Annotated in this window: 18 protein-coding genes; 7 read left to right on the forward strand and 11 right to left on the reverse strand. The window is 41.9% G+C overall.

The window, feature by feature from the left end; translation table 11 throughout:
- The first annotated feature begins 76 nt into the window (after positions 1-76).
- Entirely contained in the window at positions 77-847 is a 771-nt protein-coding gene (locus tag AC57BQ_RS00145; RefSeq protein WP_496404370.1) for a PLDc N-terminal domain-containing protein, read from the forward strand.
- A gap of 53 nt (positions 848-900) precedes the next feature.
- On the opposite strand, the gene AC57BQ_RS00150 is transcribed toward AC57BQ_RS00145, so the two are convergent.
- Positions 901-1,245: a hypothetical protein gene (locus AC57BQ_RS00150; protein WP_496404371.1), complete on the reverse strand. Its 345-nt coding sequence runs from the start codon at positions 1,243-1,245 to the stop codon at positions 901-903.
- Between the two features lie 102 nt (positions 1,246-1,347).
- Positions 1,348-2,214, reverse strand: a complete 867-nt coding sequence (locus tag AC57BQ_RS00155) for an aldose 1-epimerase family protein (protein WP_496404372.1) — start codon at positions 2,212-2,214, stop codon at positions 1,348-1,350.
- 211 nt (positions 2,215-2,425) lie between these two features.
- Between AC57BQ_RS00155 and AC57BQ_RS00160 the strand changes: the two genes are divergently transcribed.
- A complete protein-coding gene (locus AC57BQ_RS00160; protein WP_496404373.1) occupies positions 2,426-3,022 on the forward strand; it encodes an HD domain-containing protein in 597 nt (198 codons plus the stop codon).
- A 147-nt stretch (positions 3,023-3,169) separates the two neighbouring features.
- Here AC57BQ_RS00160 and galB read toward each other — a convergent pair whose 3' ends face one another.
- Complete coding sequence (gene galB, locus AC57BQ_RS00165; RefSeq protein ID WP_496404374.1) at positions 3,170-5,596, reverse strand: beta-galactosidase GalB; 2,427 nt, start codon at positions 5,594-5,596, stop codon at positions 3,170-3,172.
- Positions 5,597-5,734: 138 nt separating this feature from the next.
- Positions 5,735-6,211, reverse strand: coding sequence for a DUF6702 family protein (locus tag AC57BQ_RS00170; protein WP_496404375.1), 477 nt, complete (start codon positions 6,209-6,211; stop codon positions 5,735-5,737).
- 68 nt (positions 6,212-6,279) lie between these two features.
- Here AC57BQ_RS00170 and AC57BQ_RS00175 point away from each other — a divergent pair, with 68 nt between their 5' ends.
- Both AC57BQ_RS00175 and AC57BQ_RS00180 read left to right on the forward strand, forming a co-directional pair.
- Entirely contained in the window at positions 6,280-6,870 is a 591-nt protein-coding gene (locus AC57BQ_RS00175; RefSeq protein ID WP_496404376.1) for a HupE/UreJ family protein, read from the forward strand.
- Positions 6,867-9,203: a M1 family metallopeptidase gene (locus AC57BQ_RS00180; RefSeq protein WP_496404377.1), complete on the forward strand. Its 2,337-nt coding sequence runs from the start codon at positions 6,867-6,869 to the stop codon at positions 9,201-9,203. The genes AC57BQ_RS00175 and AC57BQ_RS00180 overlap by 4 nt, the downstream gene beginning before the upstream one ends.
- A gap of 53 nt (positions 9,204-9,256) precedes the next feature.
- Here AC57BQ_RS00180 and AC57BQ_RS00185 read toward each other — a convergent pair whose 3' ends face one another.
- Together AC57BQ_RS00185 and AC57BQ_RS00190 are read right to left on the reverse strand one after the other, a co-directional pair.
- On the reverse strand, positions 9,257-9,958 hold the full coding sequence (locus AC57BQ_RS00185) for a hypothetical protein (RefSeq protein WP_496404378.1): 702 nt from the start codon (positions 9,956-9,958) through the stop codon (positions 9,257-9,259).
- Between the two features lie 125 nt (positions 9,959-10,083).
- Positions 10,084-10,479, reverse strand: coding sequence for a DoxX family membrane protein (locus tag AC57BQ_RS00190; protein ID WP_496404379.1), 396 nt, complete (start codon positions 10,477-10,479; stop codon positions 10,084-10,086).
- Between the two features lie 47 nt (positions 10,480-10,526).
- Between AC57BQ_RS00190 and msrA the strand changes: the two genes are divergently transcribed.
- Both msrA and AC57BQ_RS00200 read left to right on the forward strand, forming a co-directional pair.
- Positions 10,527-11,138: a peptide-methionine (S)-S-oxide reductase MsrA gene (gene msrA, locus AC57BQ_RS00195; protein WP_496404380.1), complete on the forward strand. Its 612-nt coding sequence runs from the start codon at positions 10,527-10,529 to the stop codon at positions 11,136-11,138.
- 78 nt (positions 11,139-11,216) lie between these two features.
- Positions 11,217-12,110, forward strand: a complete 894-nt coding sequence (locus tag AC57BQ_RS00200) for a 5'-nucleotidase, lipoprotein e(P4) family (RefSeq protein ID WP_496404381.1) — start codon at positions 11,217-11,219, stop codon at positions 12,108-12,110.
- Between the two features lie 12 nt (positions 12,111-12,122).
- Here AC57BQ_RS00200 and AC57BQ_RS00205 read toward each other — a convergent pair whose 3' ends face one another.
- The 5 genes from AC57BQ_RS00205 to AC57BQ_RS00225 form a co-directional block, all read right to left on the reverse strand.
- The gene (locus AC57BQ_RS00205) at positions 12,123-12,770 is read right to left on the reverse strand and encodes a hypothetical protein (RefSeq protein WP_496404382.1); all 648 of its coding nucleotides are present in this window, start codon (positions 12,768-12,770) and stop codon (positions 12,123-12,125) included.
- 70 nt (positions 12,771-12,840) lie between these two features.
- A complete protein-coding gene (locus AC57BQ_RS00210; protein ID WP_496404383.1) occupies positions 12,841-13,341 on the reverse strand; it encodes a hypothetical protein in 501 nt (166 codons plus the stop codon).
- A 211-nt stretch (positions 13,342-13,552) separates the two neighbouring features.
- Positions 13,553-14,515 (reverse strand): alpha/beta fold hydrolase, encoded by a 963-nt coding sequence (locus AC57BQ_RS00215; RefSeq protein ID WP_496404384.1) that lies wholly within the window; start codon positions 14,513-14,515, stop codon positions 13,553-13,555.
- Between the two features lie 100 nt (positions 14,516-14,615).
- The gene (locus AC57BQ_RS00220; protein ID WP_496404385.1) at positions 14,616-15,035 is read right to left on the reverse strand and encodes an OsmC family protein; all 420 of its coding nucleotides are present in this window, start codon (positions 15,033-15,035) and stop codon (positions 14,616-14,618) included.
- A 217-nt stretch (positions 15,036-15,252) separates the two neighbouring features.
- A complete protein-coding gene (locus tag AC57BQ_RS00225; RefSeq protein ID WP_496404386.1) occupies positions 15,253-15,777 on the reverse strand; it encodes a DinB family protein in 525 nt (174 codons plus the stop codon).
- Between the two features lie 418 nt (positions 15,778-16,195).
- On the opposite strand from AC57BQ_RS00225, the gene AC57BQ_RS00230 reads away from it, so the two are divergent.
- Positions 16,196-17,164 carry a DUF695 domain-containing protein gene (locus AC57BQ_RS00230; protein WP_496404387.1) on the forward strand — a complete coding sequence of 323 codons (969 nt, stop codon included), beginning with the start codon at positions 16,196-16,198 and terminating at the stop codon, positions 17,162-17,164.
- Positions 17,165-17,190: the final 26 nt, after the last annotated feature.

The following is a 17,190-nucleotide window of genomic DNA, read 5'->3' on the forward strand; positions in this document are numbered from 1 at the left end:
TTTTCTGATGAAAGTATATTTGCTTACCGCTTCGTTTTTTTATTTTTGATCATACAAATCACCTTTATCTTTTACAATGAATATGTTTTTTGGCGGCGGCGGTTCCTATTATTATATTATTATTGGTTTGCAGATCCTGTGTGCTATTCATAGCGCTCGCCGGGGTACGCTTAGCAGATGGATCTGGCTCATTGTATTTATACCGATTATAGGCTGTATCGTATATATCTATAGCGAAATGATTTCGAACCGGAATATCATCAAGGCCCCCAAAATAGATGTGGGCGCTGTACTGAACCCGGGCGGCAAGATCAAAAAGCTGGAAGATGAGTTGCGCTTTACCGACACCTTTGCCAATAAGGTAAAACTGGCCGATGCCTACCTGGCCGCAGGCTATACCGATAAAGCGGTTGAACTATATACCGCCAGCCTCACCGGGGCCTTCTCAGAAAACGAACATGTGTTGGCCCAACTCATCATTGCTTATTTTGAACAGCAGCGGTATGACGAAGTGATCCCCATTGCAAAAAAATTATATAACCTGCCCCAGTTTACCCGTTCAAGGGCGCATATACTGTATGCAAAATCGCTTGAGCATACCGGACAAATGGTATTGGCCGAAAACGAATTTAAAGCCATGAAAGGGCGGTATTCTTATTTTGAGCCACGCTATGAATATGGTTTGTTTTTAACAAGGGCCGGTCGGGATAACGACGCTTACCAGGTTTTTGCAGATATGCTGGAAGAGCAACCCCACTTGAGTCCGATGGAACGGAAAAGCAACCGGATTTGGTTTGCCAAAGCAAAAGACGAACTCAGGAAACTTTCGGTTCAAAAAACGGTATAAATAAAAAGGCCTCCCAAATACATCAGGAGGCCTTCTTTATTTTATAATGCCGATTACAGGATCAGGATCAATACTAAAATGATGATGATAATAGCACCTACTGATAAGTAAACACCACCACCACCTAATGCATTGGCTTCATGTTTTAAACCTTTAAGTTCGGTACGTAACTCTTTTTTATCTTGCTTGGTAAGTTCAGACTTATCCATAGCTTTAATTTCGTTCACCCGGGCTTTGATCTCTTCAACACGGGCTTGTTTTTGCTCAGTGGTCATACTGGCAATTTGTTCCTTACTCAATATAGTTAAAGCACCGTCTGTAGCGGTAGATGCATAACTGTTAAATGCCGCAACAGAAAGCAGCATCGTAAGGGCGATAAGATAAATTTTCTTTTTCATGTTAATTAGTTTTAATAGCGTGTTGTGTTTAATTATTGTAAAATAAAAAAGCAGCAAAAATGTTTTACTGCTTCCCTTCTTTTTTTATAGCAAAAATCCTGCCTAAAGACTAATAAAATAGGGGGCTTCAAAAACATGGCCTGCATGCAGGGTTTGTATGGCTTCTTTTTTGTTGATGTTTACGTGGTGATCCTGCGTATCAGCGCAGCCCAGCCAGGGTTCAATACACACAAAATCGGCGCCGGGCTTGGCCCATACGCCTAAGTAATTATAGTGTGGAAATTCAACCGAAACAGATTGATCATGCTTTTTACTTTTAATAGTAACCATCCGGGAGTTGAGCTGTTTAAAAACAAGTGCGTCGGCATCAAACAAATGGCGGGTTAAGTAGAGTTTATTACCTGGGGTTGCTACCGGATGCGTTTCGCCGGTAAAAAAGCCATCGGCCGATAGCATGTTGGCTTCCAGGTGCTCGTCAGTTTCAAATTCAAGGTAATAATCCTCATAGTTTTCGCCTTTAAAAAAGGGTATGTTAAAAGCCGGGTGAGCACCAACCGAAAAATAAATGGTTTTTTTATCCAGGTTGATCACCTTGTGGGTTATCCTCAGCGAATTATCGATAAGGGTGTATAAGATCTGGTAGTCAAATTTGTACGGATATACCAGTAAGGTTTTTTCGCAGTAAGGGAGCGAGAAACTGGCCGACACCTCATCGGCTTCCAGCAAAATAAATTCTGATTGCCTTGCAATGCCATGCCTTGCCATATCATACGCCTTTCCCTCAACCAGTAACTGGTTGTTGATCAGGCCGCCTACAATCGGGAAAAGATTAGGCGAATGCCAGGGCCAAATATCAGGATCGGCCTGCCAAAGGTGCTCAATACCGGTTTCTTTGTTATAAAATGAACTGAGCTGCGCGCCTTTCAAATCAATGGCTACTTTGAGAAACTCGTTTTCTAATACGGTCATACGTCAACGGCAATTATTTTTAGAAAAGTTAACTAATATGCAAGCAAGTTACAGCAATTTTTGTGAATTAGGATGTGTCAGATAGTACAAAAAATGCGTAATTTTTAGACTATAATTTAATAACAAAGCAAACCGTATCCTGTTTCTTTTTCATTAAAACAGTGGATAAGTTTTAAATATGAGTTACATTTGCAATGCTTAAACATAACATATGAATTTTGAGCATCTCCTTCAGCAAGTGGCCTTCATCCACGAAATAGACAAAGTAAAGTATATCCAGCGTAAATCCCGCCTTTTTAACAGCGACAGACGTGAAAACGACGCAGAGCACAGCTGGCACATAGCGGTTATGGCCATGGTTTTGGCCGGGCACTCCAACCAACTTGTAGACACACTTAAAGTGATCAAAATGCTGCTGATACATGATGTGGTGGAGATTGATGCTGGTGATGTATTTTTGTACGATACGGTACTTAACCACACCAATACCGAAGCCGAGCGTAAAGCCGCCGAAAGGATCTTTGGCCTGTTGCCACCAGAACAAACCGAAGAATTTACTGCCATATGGGAAGAGTTTGAAGCTGGCGAAACCCCAGAAGCTAAATTTGCCCGTGCGATGGACAGGTTGGAACCGCTACTTCAGGATGTTTCTAATAATGGTGTTGTCTGGCGGGAGCACAACGTTAGTTACGATAAAGTGGTACAAAAAAACAGTATTATTCAGCACGGCTCGCAAACCCTCTGGGATTTTGGCAAAACGCTGATTGATGAAATGGCTGAAAAAGGCATCCTGAAAAAGGAAGAGTAATAAAATATAAATGAGCGCCAGGTATAATAGGGCGCTCATTTATATTAAGTATCAAGTCATGCCGAACTTGTTTCGGCATCCCACATGCAAGGTTGTATAACCGTCCGGAGAGATCCTGAAATAAATTCAGGATGACTCCTTTATTTTTTACTTACTCGTTAATACAACCGACGCGCTTTGCAAACCATTTGATGTGGCCGTAAAGTTAATAACACCTGCTTTTTCTTTAGTCTGTACAATAGCCAGTGCCAGTCCATGGAATGCTTTACGGTAATTTACTTTAAAGGAATCGTGACTAACCGGGTCGCCGTTATCAACGCTGGCGATAAATGCCTCTCCGTTAATTTTAAAATTAACCAGGTTGTCGGCATCAGGTACAACGTTGCCATCCTTGTCCAGAATTTTTACGGTGATGAACGACAGATCTTTCCCGTCAGCAGCAATCAGTTTACGATCGGCAGATAGCTCAATTTTTGCTGGTGCACCCGCGGTATGGATCTCGCGGGTTAAAACAACCCTACCATTCTTGCGCGATACAGCTTTCAATATGCCGGGCTCAAACTTTACCCTCCACATGATATGCAGATCGTCGCTGGTTTTCTTTTTAATACCCAGCGACTTGCCATTCAGGAAAAGTTCCACCTCATCGGCGTGATTATAATAGGCCCAAACGTCAACTGTTTTCCCGGCTTCCCAGTTCCAGTGCGGGAAAATATGGAGCACAGGCTTATCTGTCCATTCGCTCTGGTACATATAGTAAACGTCCTTAGGGAAACCGGCCAGGTCAACTATGCCAAAGTAGGAACTGCGCGATGGCCAGCTGTAAGGCGTAGGTTCGCCCAGGTAATCAAAGCCTGTCCAGATGAACATGCCCGAAAGAAAGTCATATTTTTTCATCACCTTCCAGGTAGCCTCATGGGTTGAGCCCCATGGTGGTCGTACATTGTCATAGGCCGAAACATTGTTGCCCTCCCGTACAAAAGGTTTATCCCATCGCTCAGGCCAGATCCGGATGCTATCTGATGGCATTTCATAATACCCGCGGGTTTCCAGGCCCGAAGTGGTTTCTGTAGCGATGAATTTTTTGCCCGGATATCGGTCATGAAATTTGGCGTATTCACCTTCATGATAGTTATAACCTACCAGATCAATAGCGCCCGATTTGATGATCTTATTACTGGTATCGGGGTTATTATTGGCGGCGGTAATAGGACGGGTTTTATCAAGATTATGTACAATGGCTGCCAGTTCCGGAGCGATCCGCAGGGCCGAAGTATCGTGCTGTTGCGGGATCTCGTTACCGATACTCCAGATCATCACACTGGGGTGGTTACGATCGCGCAGGATCTGATCTTCCAGGTCGCGTTTGTGCCATTCTTTAAAAAATAGGTGGTAATCATATTTTTCTTTTTTCCAGTCCCAGCAGTCAAAAGCTTCATCCATTACAATAAAGCCCAATTTATCGCAAAGGTCAAGCAGCTCGGGAGCTGGCGGATTGTGTGATGTACGGATCCCATTGCAACCCATTGCTTTTAAAATTTGCAGCTGGCGTTCCAGTGCACGGGTATTGATGGCTGCACCCAATGAACCGAGGTCGTGATGATCACATACACCCAGGATCTTCATGGGTTTGCCATTCAGGCTAAAACCTTTATCAACGTCGAAATTAAAGTACCGAATACCTAAAGGTGTGGTGTAAGTATCAACTATTGTTTTTCCGCTGATCACCTGTGTTACTACCTTGTATAAGTAAGGTTGGTTAACCGACCACAAATGAGGATTTTTAACGGTAAGATTAATGGAGTTTTCAAATACCGTATCCTGTAAATCAGTTTTGGATGGGATGGAACCACCTGCCGATACTACTTTACCTGTTTCGTCATAAACAGATGTTTTGATTGTAAAAACTTCCTTTTTACCGGTTCTGTTTTTTACTTTGACTTTTAAGTTTACGCTTGCTGATGCACTGCTGACTTCGGGTGTAGTGATATAAGTTCCCCAATGATCAATTGCTACTTTATTGGTAGTTATCAGCCACACATTCCTGTAAATACCCGAGCCGGAGTACCAGCGTGAGTTGGGTTGTACTGAGTTATCAACCTTAACCGCGATCACGTTTTTACCACCGAAGTTTAAATAGGGTGTAAGCTCATACCTGAATGAGATATAGCCATTAGGCCTGAAACCCAGGTGATGGCCATTGATCCAAACGTCGCTTTTTTGATAAACGCCATCAAAATCAATATAAACCAATTGGTTTTTTGACGCGGCGGGAACGGTAAATGTTTTGCGGTACCAGCCTATGCCACCCGGCAGGGCCCCACCTTCGGGTGTGGCCGGATTGTCTTTACTAAATTTTCCTTCAATGCTCCAGTCATGCGGCAGATTCAATGAGCGCCAGCCGGCATCGTTTAAACCGGGTAGCTGTCCATCATTAACAGCACCTAAATTAAATCGCCAGCCTTTATCAAAATCAATGGTTTGCCGGCTCTGTTGGGCAAAGGAATTTAAGCAGGTCAGCATCACCATACAAAGCAGACCATGCTTTAGTAAAGACAGTTTTAAAGGAGGCATAATTATTTAGATTTTAATTGTGTTTTTGACACTAAATTATAAATAATTATGGAATAGTGAAATCGGGTAATTATTTTATCGCTTGAAGAGGAAGGTGTTTTTTAGCTCCCTCTGCTTTGGAGAGGGCCGGGGTGAGGTTTAAAACTCAAAAGCAGCGTCGCTTTCCGGATTGCTCAGTTTGGTGCTTTTGCGTTGGCCACCCACGGTTACATGTAGCATGTTGATCTGTTCGGGATGCTCGGTGAACAGCAGATCGTCATGTACCTCGATTTTTTTTGCTTTGCTGATGCCCTTTACCTCAAAGTAAGTCCAGGCGGCATCTTCCTGAATTTCATAACCTACATAACTTAACGCGAGCACTTTGCCATCGGCTTTAATGATCAGGTGCTTTTTAATATAATCGTTCAGCAACTGGTTCATTTTACTTTTATCGGCAGGTTTAACAATATCTACGCGGGTGTGGTATTGTTTTTCCAGCGTGCGTTCCAGATCGTCATAAAATATGCGGCAACTTACCTCAACCGCCTGGGTGCGGGCATTATGGTTAATTTCGGTAACGCTCACATAAAATGGGTGGAAGAAGCTGAGCCAGCTGATGACTATTAATTGCAACATAATTGCGTTAACTTGTTTTGTTTTACACAAAAAACGTTAATTTTATTGGCAATTGCGAATTTGACTACATGACTGATTTTTCTTTATACTTTGAGCTGGGATGGCAGCACATCTGTAACTGGGCCGGGTACGACCATATTTTGTTTGTAACCGTACTGTGCGGAACTTATTTACTGGCCGACTGGCGCAAGGTACTGGTGCTGGTTACCGCTTTCACCATTGGGCATTCTATCACGCTGGCATTAAGTGTTTTAAATATCATCCATATCAATACATCGCTTATTGAATTTCTGATACCCGTAACCATTGTTTTTACCAGTTTGGTAAATGTATTCAACAAAAAACGAACGGCAACAACTATGCGCCTTAACTATACACTGGCGCTTTTTTTCGGGCTGATACATGGCATGGGTTTCTCCAATTACCTCAAAAGTTTGCTCGGTAACAGCAGTAATATTACCGCGCAGCTGTTCGCTTTTAACCTTGGATTGGAGTTTGGGCAGGTGTTAATTGTAATATCTGCGTTACTTATCTCTTATTTCCTCATCAAATTTGCTAAAACACCACAACGCGAGTGGACAATGTTCCTTTCGTCGGCTATATTTGGAATTGCTTTTATCATGTGCATTGAACGCTTTTTACTCATAAAATTCAGATGAATAAATTTTACTTCGCATTATTTTCCTGTACACTATTAACATCAGCTGCCTGGGCGCAGTATGATAACAATCCCGGCTCAAACCACGGTAACCGCTTTGAGCAGTTGGGCACCATGATCTCTACGCCCAACGAGTACCGTTCGGCCTCCGGCGCTCCCGGTCCAAAATACTGGCAACAAAAGGCCGATTACGAGATCAGCGCTACCCTTAACGATGATAAGCAGCGTTTAGACGGTAACGAAACCATCACATATACAAACAATTCGCCCGATCCACTCACTTATCTGTGGCTTCAGCTGGACGAGAATGAGCATAAAAAGGATGCCGAAAGCGCTAAGTTTGACGAGAGCAAAATGCAAAGCAAAATGACCATCCGTCAGTTGCAGGGCATTATGGGGCATGATCTTGACCTGGGTAACCATATTGTGAGTGTTAAAGATGCCAATGGCAACACACTAACCTATACCATTAACCAAACCATGATGCGCATTGAGCTGCCTGTTACTTTACAGCCGGGACAAAAATTCCGCTTTAAAATTAACTGGTGGTATAATATATCAGACCGTTTAACTATAGGTGGCCGGGGTGGTTATGAATACTTTCCGGAGGATGGCAATTACCTGTACACCATGACCCAATGGTACCCGCGTATGGCTGTTTACAGCGATTTCCAGGGCTGGCAAAACAAACAGTTCATCGGTCGTGGTGAGTTTGCCCTAACCTTTGGTGATTTTAAGGTAAGTATGAACGTACCGGCTGATCATATTGTGGGTGGTACAGGTCAATGCTCCAACTATGCGCAAACGCTTACCGCGGCACAGCTTAAACGCTGGAACGCTGCGCAATCGGCAACAAGTCCGCAGGAAATAGTTACTTTGGATGAGGTAAAACAGGCGATGAAAAACCATGCATCAGCACGCAAAACCTGGACCTTTCATGCCGAAAACGTGCGTGATTTTGCCTGGGTATCCTCACGCCGTATTGTTTGGGATGCCATGAGTACCCAGATCGATGGTGGTAAAAAAGTGATGGCCATGTCGTATTATGGCCCTGAGGCATATCCGCTTTATCGCAAGTACTCTACTAAGGTTGTGGCGCACACTTTAAAAACTTATTCAAAACATACATTCCCTTATCCGTACCCGGTGGCTATTTCTGTAGAAGCCTCCAACGGGATGGAGTACCCGATGATCTGTTTTAACTATGGTCGTGCCGAAAAAGATGGTACTTATAGCGAGGCTACCAAAAACGGTATGATCGGCGTAATTATTCACGAAGTTGGGCATAACTTTTTCCCAATGATCGTGAACTCCGATGAGCGCCAGTGGACCTGGATGGACGAGGGTTTGAATACTTTTTGCCAATACATGGCCGAGCAGGAGTGGGATAGCCGCTACCCTTCGCAACGCGGTCCGGCCTATAAGATCGTTGATTACATGAAACTGCCGAAAGATCAGTTGGAGCCCATCATGACCAATTCTGAGAACATTGTGATGTTTGGCCCCAATGCTTACGCCAAACCGGCAACAGCGCTAAACGTATTGCGCGAAACTGTGATGGGGCGTGAACTGTTTGACTACGCTTTTAAAACATACGCGCACCGCTGGGCCTTTAAACACCCAACCCCTGCCGATTTTTTCCGCACGATGGAAGACGCCTCGGCGGTTGACCTGGATTGGTTCTGGCGCGGATGGTTCTACGGAACTGAACCTGTTGACGTATCTATCGATAGTGTAAAATATTATCGCCTCAATACCAAAAACCCGGCTGTAGAAGGTACTGCTGACCGTGCCCAGTATGATCGTAACCTCGAAAATATCAGTACCACCCGTAATAAAGAAGCGGGTACCCGTTTCGCGGTTGAAGCCGATACTTCCTTACAGGATTTTTACAGCAAATGGGATCGTTTCGCGGCAACGCCGGCGACCTCACAAAGCTATCAGGCCATGTATAATGCAGCTACTCCAGCCGAAAAGAAACTATACGATAGCAAGAACTACTTTTACGAGGTTAGCTTTACTAACAAAGGCGGCCTGGTTACTCCTTTAATTATTGAATGGACCTATGCCGACGGCACTAAGGAGGTTGAAAAAATATCAGCCTATATCTGGCGTAAAAATGAGAACAAGATCACCAAGGTTTTTGCCAAAACCAAAGAAGTAAAAGGCATCAAACTCGATCCATACCGTGAAACCGCAGACATTGACGAAAGTAATAACAGCTGGCCGCGCGAATACCAGCCATCGAGGTTTGAATTGTTTAAACAGCAAACCCTGCCGCGTGGCGCCACTGCGGGGCCAAACCCGATGCAGGAAGCCAAAAAGAGCCAGTAAACAAAAAGCCTCCCGATTTTCGGGAGGCTTTTTGTAATATTAGATTTAGCCGATCAAGCTAATATTTGAGTAGTTTTTACAATAAACCAAGGTACAGGCTCAAATCCATTATCTTCATTATTCATAAAATCCAAAACTTCACTCACGTTAGGAATTGAATTGTATAATCCAAATTCATTAGTGTGGATATTGAAATTTGTAGCTAATCGGTTGGCTAAATCATGGCAATGAAAAGTATGAAAGTTTCCATCGAGTTCAATTCCAATAATATCATAACCAATGAACTTTTCATTAGCGCTTTTTATTTCTGGAATTCGCATTTTAAGGTTTTGATATAATCCAATATTGCTTTGAGCGTCATTTTCTGAATTGAACTCATTAATTAAATGATCCATTTCTTGTGCATCAAAATAGATTGCCATTAATTTAATGTCTTTTAAATGAGAAAAGAAAGCCTCTTGATAAGCTTGTGCCGAATGCAAATCCCGAAATAAATTAACAAAACCTATTTTACCTTCCTCCAGTTTGAGGTCTACCCAGCTCCTGATTTTTGGAATTAATGTTTCTTGTATCTTATATGATGAAATTATTTCATTTAAATTTTTGTCATTTTGAGTGTCCCATGAATATGCCCAGTTTTCTAGTAAACTATCATTTATACATGTGCTACAAGTTTGAATATGTCTATCCTTAATTGTCCCGAAATTTGCTAATCTTACTTTAATAAGATAATAACCACCGAGGAAGTAATTCACTAACTTAATTTTTGATTTCTAAGTTAAAATAAAATTTCTTCAACTTCATACTGGAAACTAAAAATAGCCAGTAAACAAAAAAGCCTCCTGATATACGTTGGGAGGCTTTTTTGTTTATATAAGGTTTACGATACGGTAGGCACAGCGGTAAATATGCTGGCGTAATATTTACGATAGGCAAAAGCCAAAAACAAATGCAGTATGATAATAACAGCTGCAACTGGTACACCGGAAGGCATCAAAATAGAATGGTACAGAAAAATGTTTACCGAGACGGGGAATAATATCAACAGAAAAAACGCGGTATACCGGTTAAATAATATGGCCAGTCCGCTTGCTATTTCAATAACTTTCATGTACTGGAAAAAATAGCCCGAACCATAAAGACCACCGCTAAAAGCCTGTGCCTTTGCCGACATGGGCGGCGGGGTCATCGGTAAAAAATTAAAGAAGAAATTCAGACCAAATACAACAAAGATGAGACCCAACAAAATGCGGGCAATTAATACTGCAATTTTCATGAATTTAGGGTTTTAGTGGAAGTGTAATTACTAATTTAGTAATTTAAATGACATTTTCAAAAGGTACATTACCTGCCCAAACCAAACAAGTATTAACTTCGTTTATAAATAGCATGAACATACAAAAAATAACATTTGGCAACGGTTGCTTTTGGTGCACCGAAGCTGTATTTCAATCCCTTAAAGGTGTAACTTCAGTAACATCAGGTTACATGGGCGGCAAGATCTTAAACCCTACTTATGAGCAGGTTTGTACCGGTGCCAGCGGTCACGCCGAGGTGATACATCTGGAGTATGATGCCGACGTAATTTCGCTCGACGAATTGCTGCTGGTGTTTTTCAAAACGCATAACCCTACTACCCTGAACCGCCAGGGTAACGATGTGGGTACCCAATACCGCTCGGCTATATTTTATTATACCGACGAACAAAAACAAGCATCGGAAGCCATGATCAAAACACTCACCAACGAGCATGTATTTGATGATCCGATAGTTACTGAAATTACCCCGGCTAGTGAGTTTTACCCGGCCGAAGATTATCACCAGAACTATTTTAATGGTAATCCCAATAAATCGTACTGCGCATTTGTGATCCAGCCAAAACTGAATAAATTTGCCAAGGAGTTCAAGGATAAAATTAAGCCCGAACTTTTATAAAGTCTGATAAGTCATCCCGAATTTATTTCGGGATCCCACAGCACAGGTAGCCAGCATACTGTAAACCTTGCATGTGAGATGCTGAAACGAGTTCAGCATGACATTCTATTGGTTTATGCTCAAAAAATGAAAAAAAGCTATTGTTATCTAATACCAGCACTTTTAGTGCTCGGCGCCTGCGCCTCAAAAAAAGCAACTACAACAACTACCTCTTCCGCAACTACTACATCGTCTGCTGTTAACGGTAATAGCTCCATCGCCAATGATGGTAAAATATGGGCCTCGCTATGGCAGCAGCGAGCCGCCGAATACAGGGCCTTGTGTTTTCAGGCTTACAACATAGCTAAACAGCGTGTGGACGAAGGCGTAAAAAAGGTAAGCACCAAACCGCTGGCTATTGTGACCGATATTGACGAAACTTTGTTGGATAATAGTCCGTATGATGCGGCTCAGGGTTTAAAAAATCAGGACTACAGCGATAAAACCTGGAAACAGTGGACTGATAAGGCTGTAGCCGATACCGTGCCCGGCGCACCTGCATTTTTTAAATACGCTGCATCTAAAGGCATCACCATTTACTATATCACCAACCGCAACGAAAACGAGCGCGGCGCTACGCTGTACAACCTGCAGAAATATGCCATGCCTAATGCCAACGACGAGCATTTGTTTTTAAAGAACGGCAATTCCAGTAAAGAAGAGCGCCGCCAGGAAGTATTAAAAACACATGAGATCCTGCTGCTTTGCGGCGATAACCTGCCCGATTTTGATATGCTGTATGACAATCACCCTACAGAAGAAAACCGTACCGCGATAACCCAAAAACTACAAAAAGAATTTGGCAGCCGCTATATCGTGATCCCAAATCCATCATACGGCGATTTTGAAGGCGCACTATTCCAGTATAATTATAAGCTGAGCCCAGCGCAAAAAGATTCTGTGATCCGGGCTAAGGTAAAGGCGGATAGGTAAGGGGATTTTAATTTATTTAGAGTTTTTTACAATTTTATACTTACCATCTTTGGTAATTATTAATGACATCCCAATGCCAATATCTGTAGTTGGTATAGCAACTGAATAAGCTAACACTATTTGCTGCCCAACCATATTGTTCCTGGAAAATTCAGGCATCAGTATCGATCCGTATTTTTTTAAATTGCCACCAAAAACATCTTCAAAAAAAGGATTAAAATCACTCGCCTGGAATTGCTTATTCAAAACAATATCTCCATTGTTGATCAATAAAATAGTTGAAACAAAAGCACGGGTTACAAATGGCTTGGGTGTTTTGCTGTCCAGATCATATGTTTTGGGTACCACTATTTTACTATCCTTTAAGCAGGAATATTTCAAATGGAATTGCAGCTTTTCAATACCAGTAGTAAATACGGTATCAATAGTTTGAACCTGGTCATAAGCGTTTATTATTCGCTTTTTTTCTTCAGCCTGTGTCTGGGGTTCCTGTTCATCGTTCGTTCGGTCTCTCTGAGCCATCTGTTCATCAATAGTTTTTTGCTTATTGATAGAATCTTTAAGTTTATCTTTTGCCGTGACGTTCTGTTTGTCAGGCTGATTATGGCATCCAAAAATCGGGAGTAACAGAAACAGCAGAGTTGCTTTATTAAATTTCATAGTGATAAGCTTGATGGATTTGTATTTTTATATAACTAAGTAGTTATCATAGTTGGAATATAAACTATAATCAGGAATTTTCTACTTTAAAATAATATTCAATTATCAATTTCGCTTCCTCTATATTTTGTATCCCGAGTTGTAGTTTTTGGCCCTTCTTAAAAATGATTTGGATACCGGCTTTCCCTTTTAAATTAAAAGCCGTTCCGTTTTTTCTACTACTCCTTACTCCCCAGATGCCAAATTTGTACTGGCGAAAAATTATCTGATCAATATTTTCCCAATTACACAGTATTTCGGTTTTCGAAGGTTTCTCTTTCAGCATGATTCCATGCTCATCAATTTTTATAAACAGGCTGCTAAAAAATACAAACATATCGACACCCAGCATGACACACACACCGCCCACGGCTCCTATCACTATAACACCAGGAACAGTATGTACGGGGGCAGCTAAAGAATAGGCTAAACCGATAATTACTAACACAGATAGCGCAACTGCAAAATATCGTACCCGTGGTTCATCATATTTTTGCGTTTCAATAAATATCTTATCAGCATTAAGGGGCATAATTTTTTGAAATTTGATGTCTAAAGATATAAAAGATCAGTCACTCCCGGTTGGATAAAGGACAACATCAGACAAACATCATAGTGGTCGGTGATAATACCAACCACTGGCCAAATGGCCTCGCTCAGGCGCAGCATTACTGCCTGAGCAACAGGTGTAAAAAACAAAAAAGCCACCCCGGGTTACAAGGGCAGCTTTTAGAATCTGTGATTTAGTTCAAAAAGAAGTCTAATAAGGCTTTTTGAACCTGCGCGGTTTGCTCCTGAACCACCCAATGACCGCAGTCCTTAATAATAACTTCGTGTACATCATTAGCCACCAGCCTGCTGTGATCTGCTAAAAATGAGCCGGCAAAATGATCGGCACCTAAAGCCAGTAAGGGCATGGGGAGTTTGTTTTTCATAAATTCTACATCGTCCATAACATCCTGCGGAAATTCGCCGAACCAGTGAAATGCGCCGGTAGTTGCTCCCGATACCGAATAAGCCCTTATAAATTCATTTCTTTCAGCTGGTGTAAAAGCGTCATTCTTATAGCCAAGCGGCGGCCAGAAATCTGTAAGGAAAAGTCCTACATTGCCTGATACGATCTCGCCGGAATGTGGCTGAGAAAAAAATCCAAACCACCAGGCCTTTGCTTTAATCTGGCTCCATACCGGTTCAACACCAGGCAGCAAGGCGTCCAAAAACGCGATCTTTTTAACATCGCCGGGAAATTGGGCGGCATAGGCATAGGCCACTATCATACCAATATCATGCCCTGCGATATTAATATGCTGGTAGCCTAATTTTGTCATCAATTCATGCATATCTACTGCCATGTTTTTTTTGTCGTAACCACCGGCTGGTTTACCTGATTCGCCAATACCGCGCAGGTCGGGTGCTATTACAGTAAAGTGTTTTGAAAGCTCAGAGAGCACACGGTTCCACACGTACCAGTTTTCCCCAAAACCATGTACTAATAGCAGGGGGTCGCCCTTACCGCCTATCACATAGTGAATTTTGACGCCGTTTACCATAGCGTATTGATGTTTAAATCCTTCGGGGGCTGAAGCAGGCTTGAGGATTTTCGTAGTATCGTTGGAAGGCTGCATAGCATGGGCTTTTCCGATAAATAATACAGTAGTCACCGAAATTATCAATGCTACATATAGCATTTTCTTGATCGTTTTCATATAGATAATTGTTGATTGGTTTTATAGCGTTATTTAGATTCAGCCGGTGGTCGGTAGTATCACCCACCATCGGCTGAATAAGGGTATTAAATCTCCCTCATTATTGGTAAAAAATATTTAAGGTAATAGGCACGTTTAGCGCTTTGGATACAATACAGTTGACTTTAGCGCCTTCGGCAATTTGCTGAAAAGCTTCGGCTGATACACCCTCGATCGATGATGCTTTCAAACCCAGGTGAATGCCGGTGATCCTAAGGTCGGCCATATCCACGTCGAGCGTGGCTTCGGTGTTCAGGTCGTTAGCTATAAAACCTGCACGCTCCAGCGCTGCGCTTACCGACATGGTAAAACAGCCCGCGTGTGCCGCTGCTATCAATTCTTCGGGGTTGGTACCTATACCCGACTCGAACCGGGTTTTAAACGAATAAGGTGTTTGGTTAAGGATGGTGCTTTGCGAAGATATTTGTCCTTTACCTTCTTTAAGGTTGCCATTCCAATGAGCATTTGCTGTACGTTTCATGTTGTTTGTTTTTATTTGGTTAAACATTATGAAACAAAATAAGGCAGGAAAATTCAGGTGACTGTGTGACTTACATCACATTTAAAGGGAGGCAATATTTATGTGATGTAGGTCACTTTTTGGTTGGTGGATAATACTGGCAAGAACGTAATTTTGTGGTTTGAATACAAAAAAAATGCCACCCCATCGGGGTGGCATTAATCAAATTTTAATTCGGTTAGAATAACATTTCGGGCGGAGGGGTTACACCTTTTAAGCGCAGGTAAACAGTGGCTTGCCCGCGATGGTGAGTTTGATGCTCAAATCCTTTTACCAATAACAAGCCGCGGGTCGATTTTAGCTTACCCAAAGCTACTTCTTGACTGAATTGTGATTCGGTCATGCCCTGTATCGCACCGATAGCATAGTCATAGCTATCTAAAACGGCTTTGGTTGTCGCTTCTTTGTTTTGCTCTACGGTTTTTTCTAAAGATACGCCCTTACCCAGCGGACTTGGCTTATCGCTTACTTTGTTTAAAAAAAAGTAGTTGTCATCGGCTAAATGCAGCATCTGGCCGGCAAAGCTGCGAACCTCCGGTGTGGCCTTAAACGTGTAACCATCAGCAGGCATGGCATCCAGATAGGCTTTGGTGTATGCCTTGGCGCGTGTCCATTCGGCAACGATCTGGTCTTTAGTTAATTGTGCGAATGCTGTAGTGCAAGCAAAGGTTAACATGAATAACAGGAATGATACTTTTTTCATGATGATTTGGTATTGGTTTATTGGTTGTTCAAAATATTATGAACTCCTCATTTATTATAAAGCTAAGGATAAAATCCGATCCGCAAATACTTGTATTATTTAATCAAATTCAGTCCAAGGTCTGTATTATTTAGCCTGTGGTGATAACACCGACCACAAGCAGAAAAGTATAAAAAGATTAATCAATTCTGGTTGGATAACATGGCAGACCTTAGCTGTAGATTGATTTTAAACCTAAACTTGTAATATTTGCCTGCTTTTGGTATTTTAGTTACCAACCTATATCCCAAACAAATGAGTTTATTGAAAAGCATATTTAAAAAGAAAGAGACGTCCATAAAAACATATGATGATTTCTGGAACTGGTTTCGGAGCAATGAGAAGTCGTTTTTTAATGTGATTAAACAGCAAGGGGATATTGAGAAAGAATTTTTTTAGCAAATTATCGCCCAAACTCAATGAGCTTAAAAGTGGTTTCTTCTTTCTCACTGGCATGATGAATGATAACACCGCAGAGCTTATACTGACCGCGGATGGCAACATTAAAAATATAAACTTTGTGGAAGAACTGGTGGCTGCTGCTCCTGAAATCAACGGCTGGAAACTCACGGCATTAAAACCACCTTCCAATATACAGGATACTTACATTGAAATGGCTGGCTACAAGTTCAGTAAGGATAATATTTGGTTTTATCCTAACAATAATGAGGGGCGTCCTGACGAGATCGATGTGACTATAGTACACCCTGATCTGAATGAAAATAATAGAAACGACATTACTACTGGGGTATATATTTTCCTGGATAATTTCTTAGGTGAGTTGAACTTTGTGACCACTATTGATAACTTGAACGTTGTTGGCAATGATGATGCGGAAGCAGAACGGGTGCCTATTGAAAAGTTAAATGATTTTCTGATATGGCGCGAAAAAGAATTTATTGAAAAATATGAAGGCGTACGGCATGATACCGAGCAGGATAGCTACTCGGCGATGGAAGCTGAATTGCAGAGCGGCAATAAAATGCTGGCTATTATCAATATGGATCTGTTGAGATGGGAAAGCAAAGCCTCTCATCCATGGATATTGAATATTGAGATCAAATACGATGGCAGTCGTCGAAATGGTATGCCCGATGAGCAAACCTATCAGTTGCTTAACATCATTGAAGACGAAATCATGGCTGATCTTAAAGATTATGATGGCTATCTGAACATTGGCCGCGAAACTGTTGACGGTGTCAGGGAGATCTATTTTGCCTGTAAGGATTTCAGGAAACCATCTACGGTTTTATACCGCATACAACAAAAGTATGCTGTCTCCCTTGGGCTTGACTTCGATATTTATAAAGATAAATACTGGCAGTCTTTTGATCGTTTTGTCAATTAAGCATCAAGACAGCTAACCTTTTAGCC

Source organism: Mucilaginibacter sp. BGA-UO-ETr-C110 (genome assembly GCF_059567985.1).

What these genes read in the sequence shown, in the direction of transcription:
- AC57BQ_RS00200 (WP_496404381.1), top strand. Translation starts at nt 11,217, where the DNA reads ATGCTGAAACGAGTTCAGCATGACATTCTATTGGTTTATGCTCAAAAA.
- AC57BQ_RS00190 (WP_496404379.1), bottom strand. Translation starts at nt 10,479, where the DNA reads ATGAAAATTGCAGTATTAATTGCCCGCATTTTGTTGGGTCTCATCTTT.
- AC57BQ_RS00225 (WP_496404386.1), bottom strand. Translation starts at nt 15,777, where the DNA reads ATGAAAAAAGTATCATTCCTGTTATTCATGTTAACCTTTGCTTGCACT.
- AC57BQ_RS00160 (WP_496404373.1), top strand. Translation starts at nt 2,426, where the DNA reads ATGAATTTTGAGCATCTCCTTCAGCAAGTGGCCTTCATCCACGAAATA.
- AC57BQ_RS00175 (WP_496404376.1), top strand. Translation starts at nt 6,280, where the DNA reads ATGACTGATTTTTCTTTATACTTTGAGCTGGGATGGCAGCACATCTGT.
- AC57BQ_RS00170 (WP_496404375.1), bottom strand. Translation starts at nt 6,211, where the DNA reads ATGTTGCAATTAATAGTCATCAGCTGGCTCAGCTTCTTCCACCCATTT.
- AC57BQ_RS00145 (WP_496404370.1), top strand. Translation starts at nt 77, where the DNA reads ATGAATATGTTTTTTGGCGGCGGCGGTTCCTATTATTATATTATTATT.
- AC57BQ_RS00180 (WP_496404377.1), top strand. Translation starts at nt 6,867, where the DNA reads ATGAATAAATTTTACTTCGCATTATTTTCCTGTACACTATTAACATCA.
- AC57BQ_RS00210 (WP_496404383.1), bottom strand. Translation starts at nt 13,341, where the DNA reads ATGCCCCTTAATGCTGATAAGATATTTATTGAAACGCAAAAATATGAT.
- AC57BQ_RS00205 (WP_496404382.1), bottom strand. Translation starts at nt 12,770, where the DNA reads ATGAAATTTAATAAAGCAACTCTGCTGTTTCTGTTACTCCCGATTTTT.
- AC57BQ_RS00215 (WP_496404384.1), bottom strand. Translation starts at nt 14,515, where the DNA reads ATGAAAACGATCAAGAAAATGCTATATGTAGCATTGATAATTTCGGTG.
- AC57BQ_RS00220 (WP_496404385.1), bottom strand. Translation starts at nt 15,035, where the DNA reads ATGAAACGTACAGCAAATGCTCATTGGAATGGCAACCTTAAAGAAGGT.
- galB (WP_496404374.1), bottom strand. Translation starts at nt 5,596, where the DNA reads ATGCCTCCTTTAAAACTGTCTTTACTAAAGCATGGTCTGCTTTGTATG.
- AC57BQ_RS00155 (WP_496404372.1), bottom strand. Translation starts at nt 2,214, where the DNA reads ATGACCGTATTAGAAAACGAGTTTCTCAAAGTAGCCATTGATTTGAAA.
- msrA (WP_496404380.1), top strand. Translation starts at nt 10,527, where the DNA reads ATGACATTTTCAAAAGGTACATTACCTGCCCAAACCAAACAAGTATTA.
- AC57BQ_RS00150 (WP_496404371.1), bottom strand. Translation starts at nt 1,245, where the DNA reads ATGAAAAAGAAAATTTATCTTATCGCCCTTACGATGCTGCTTTCTGTT.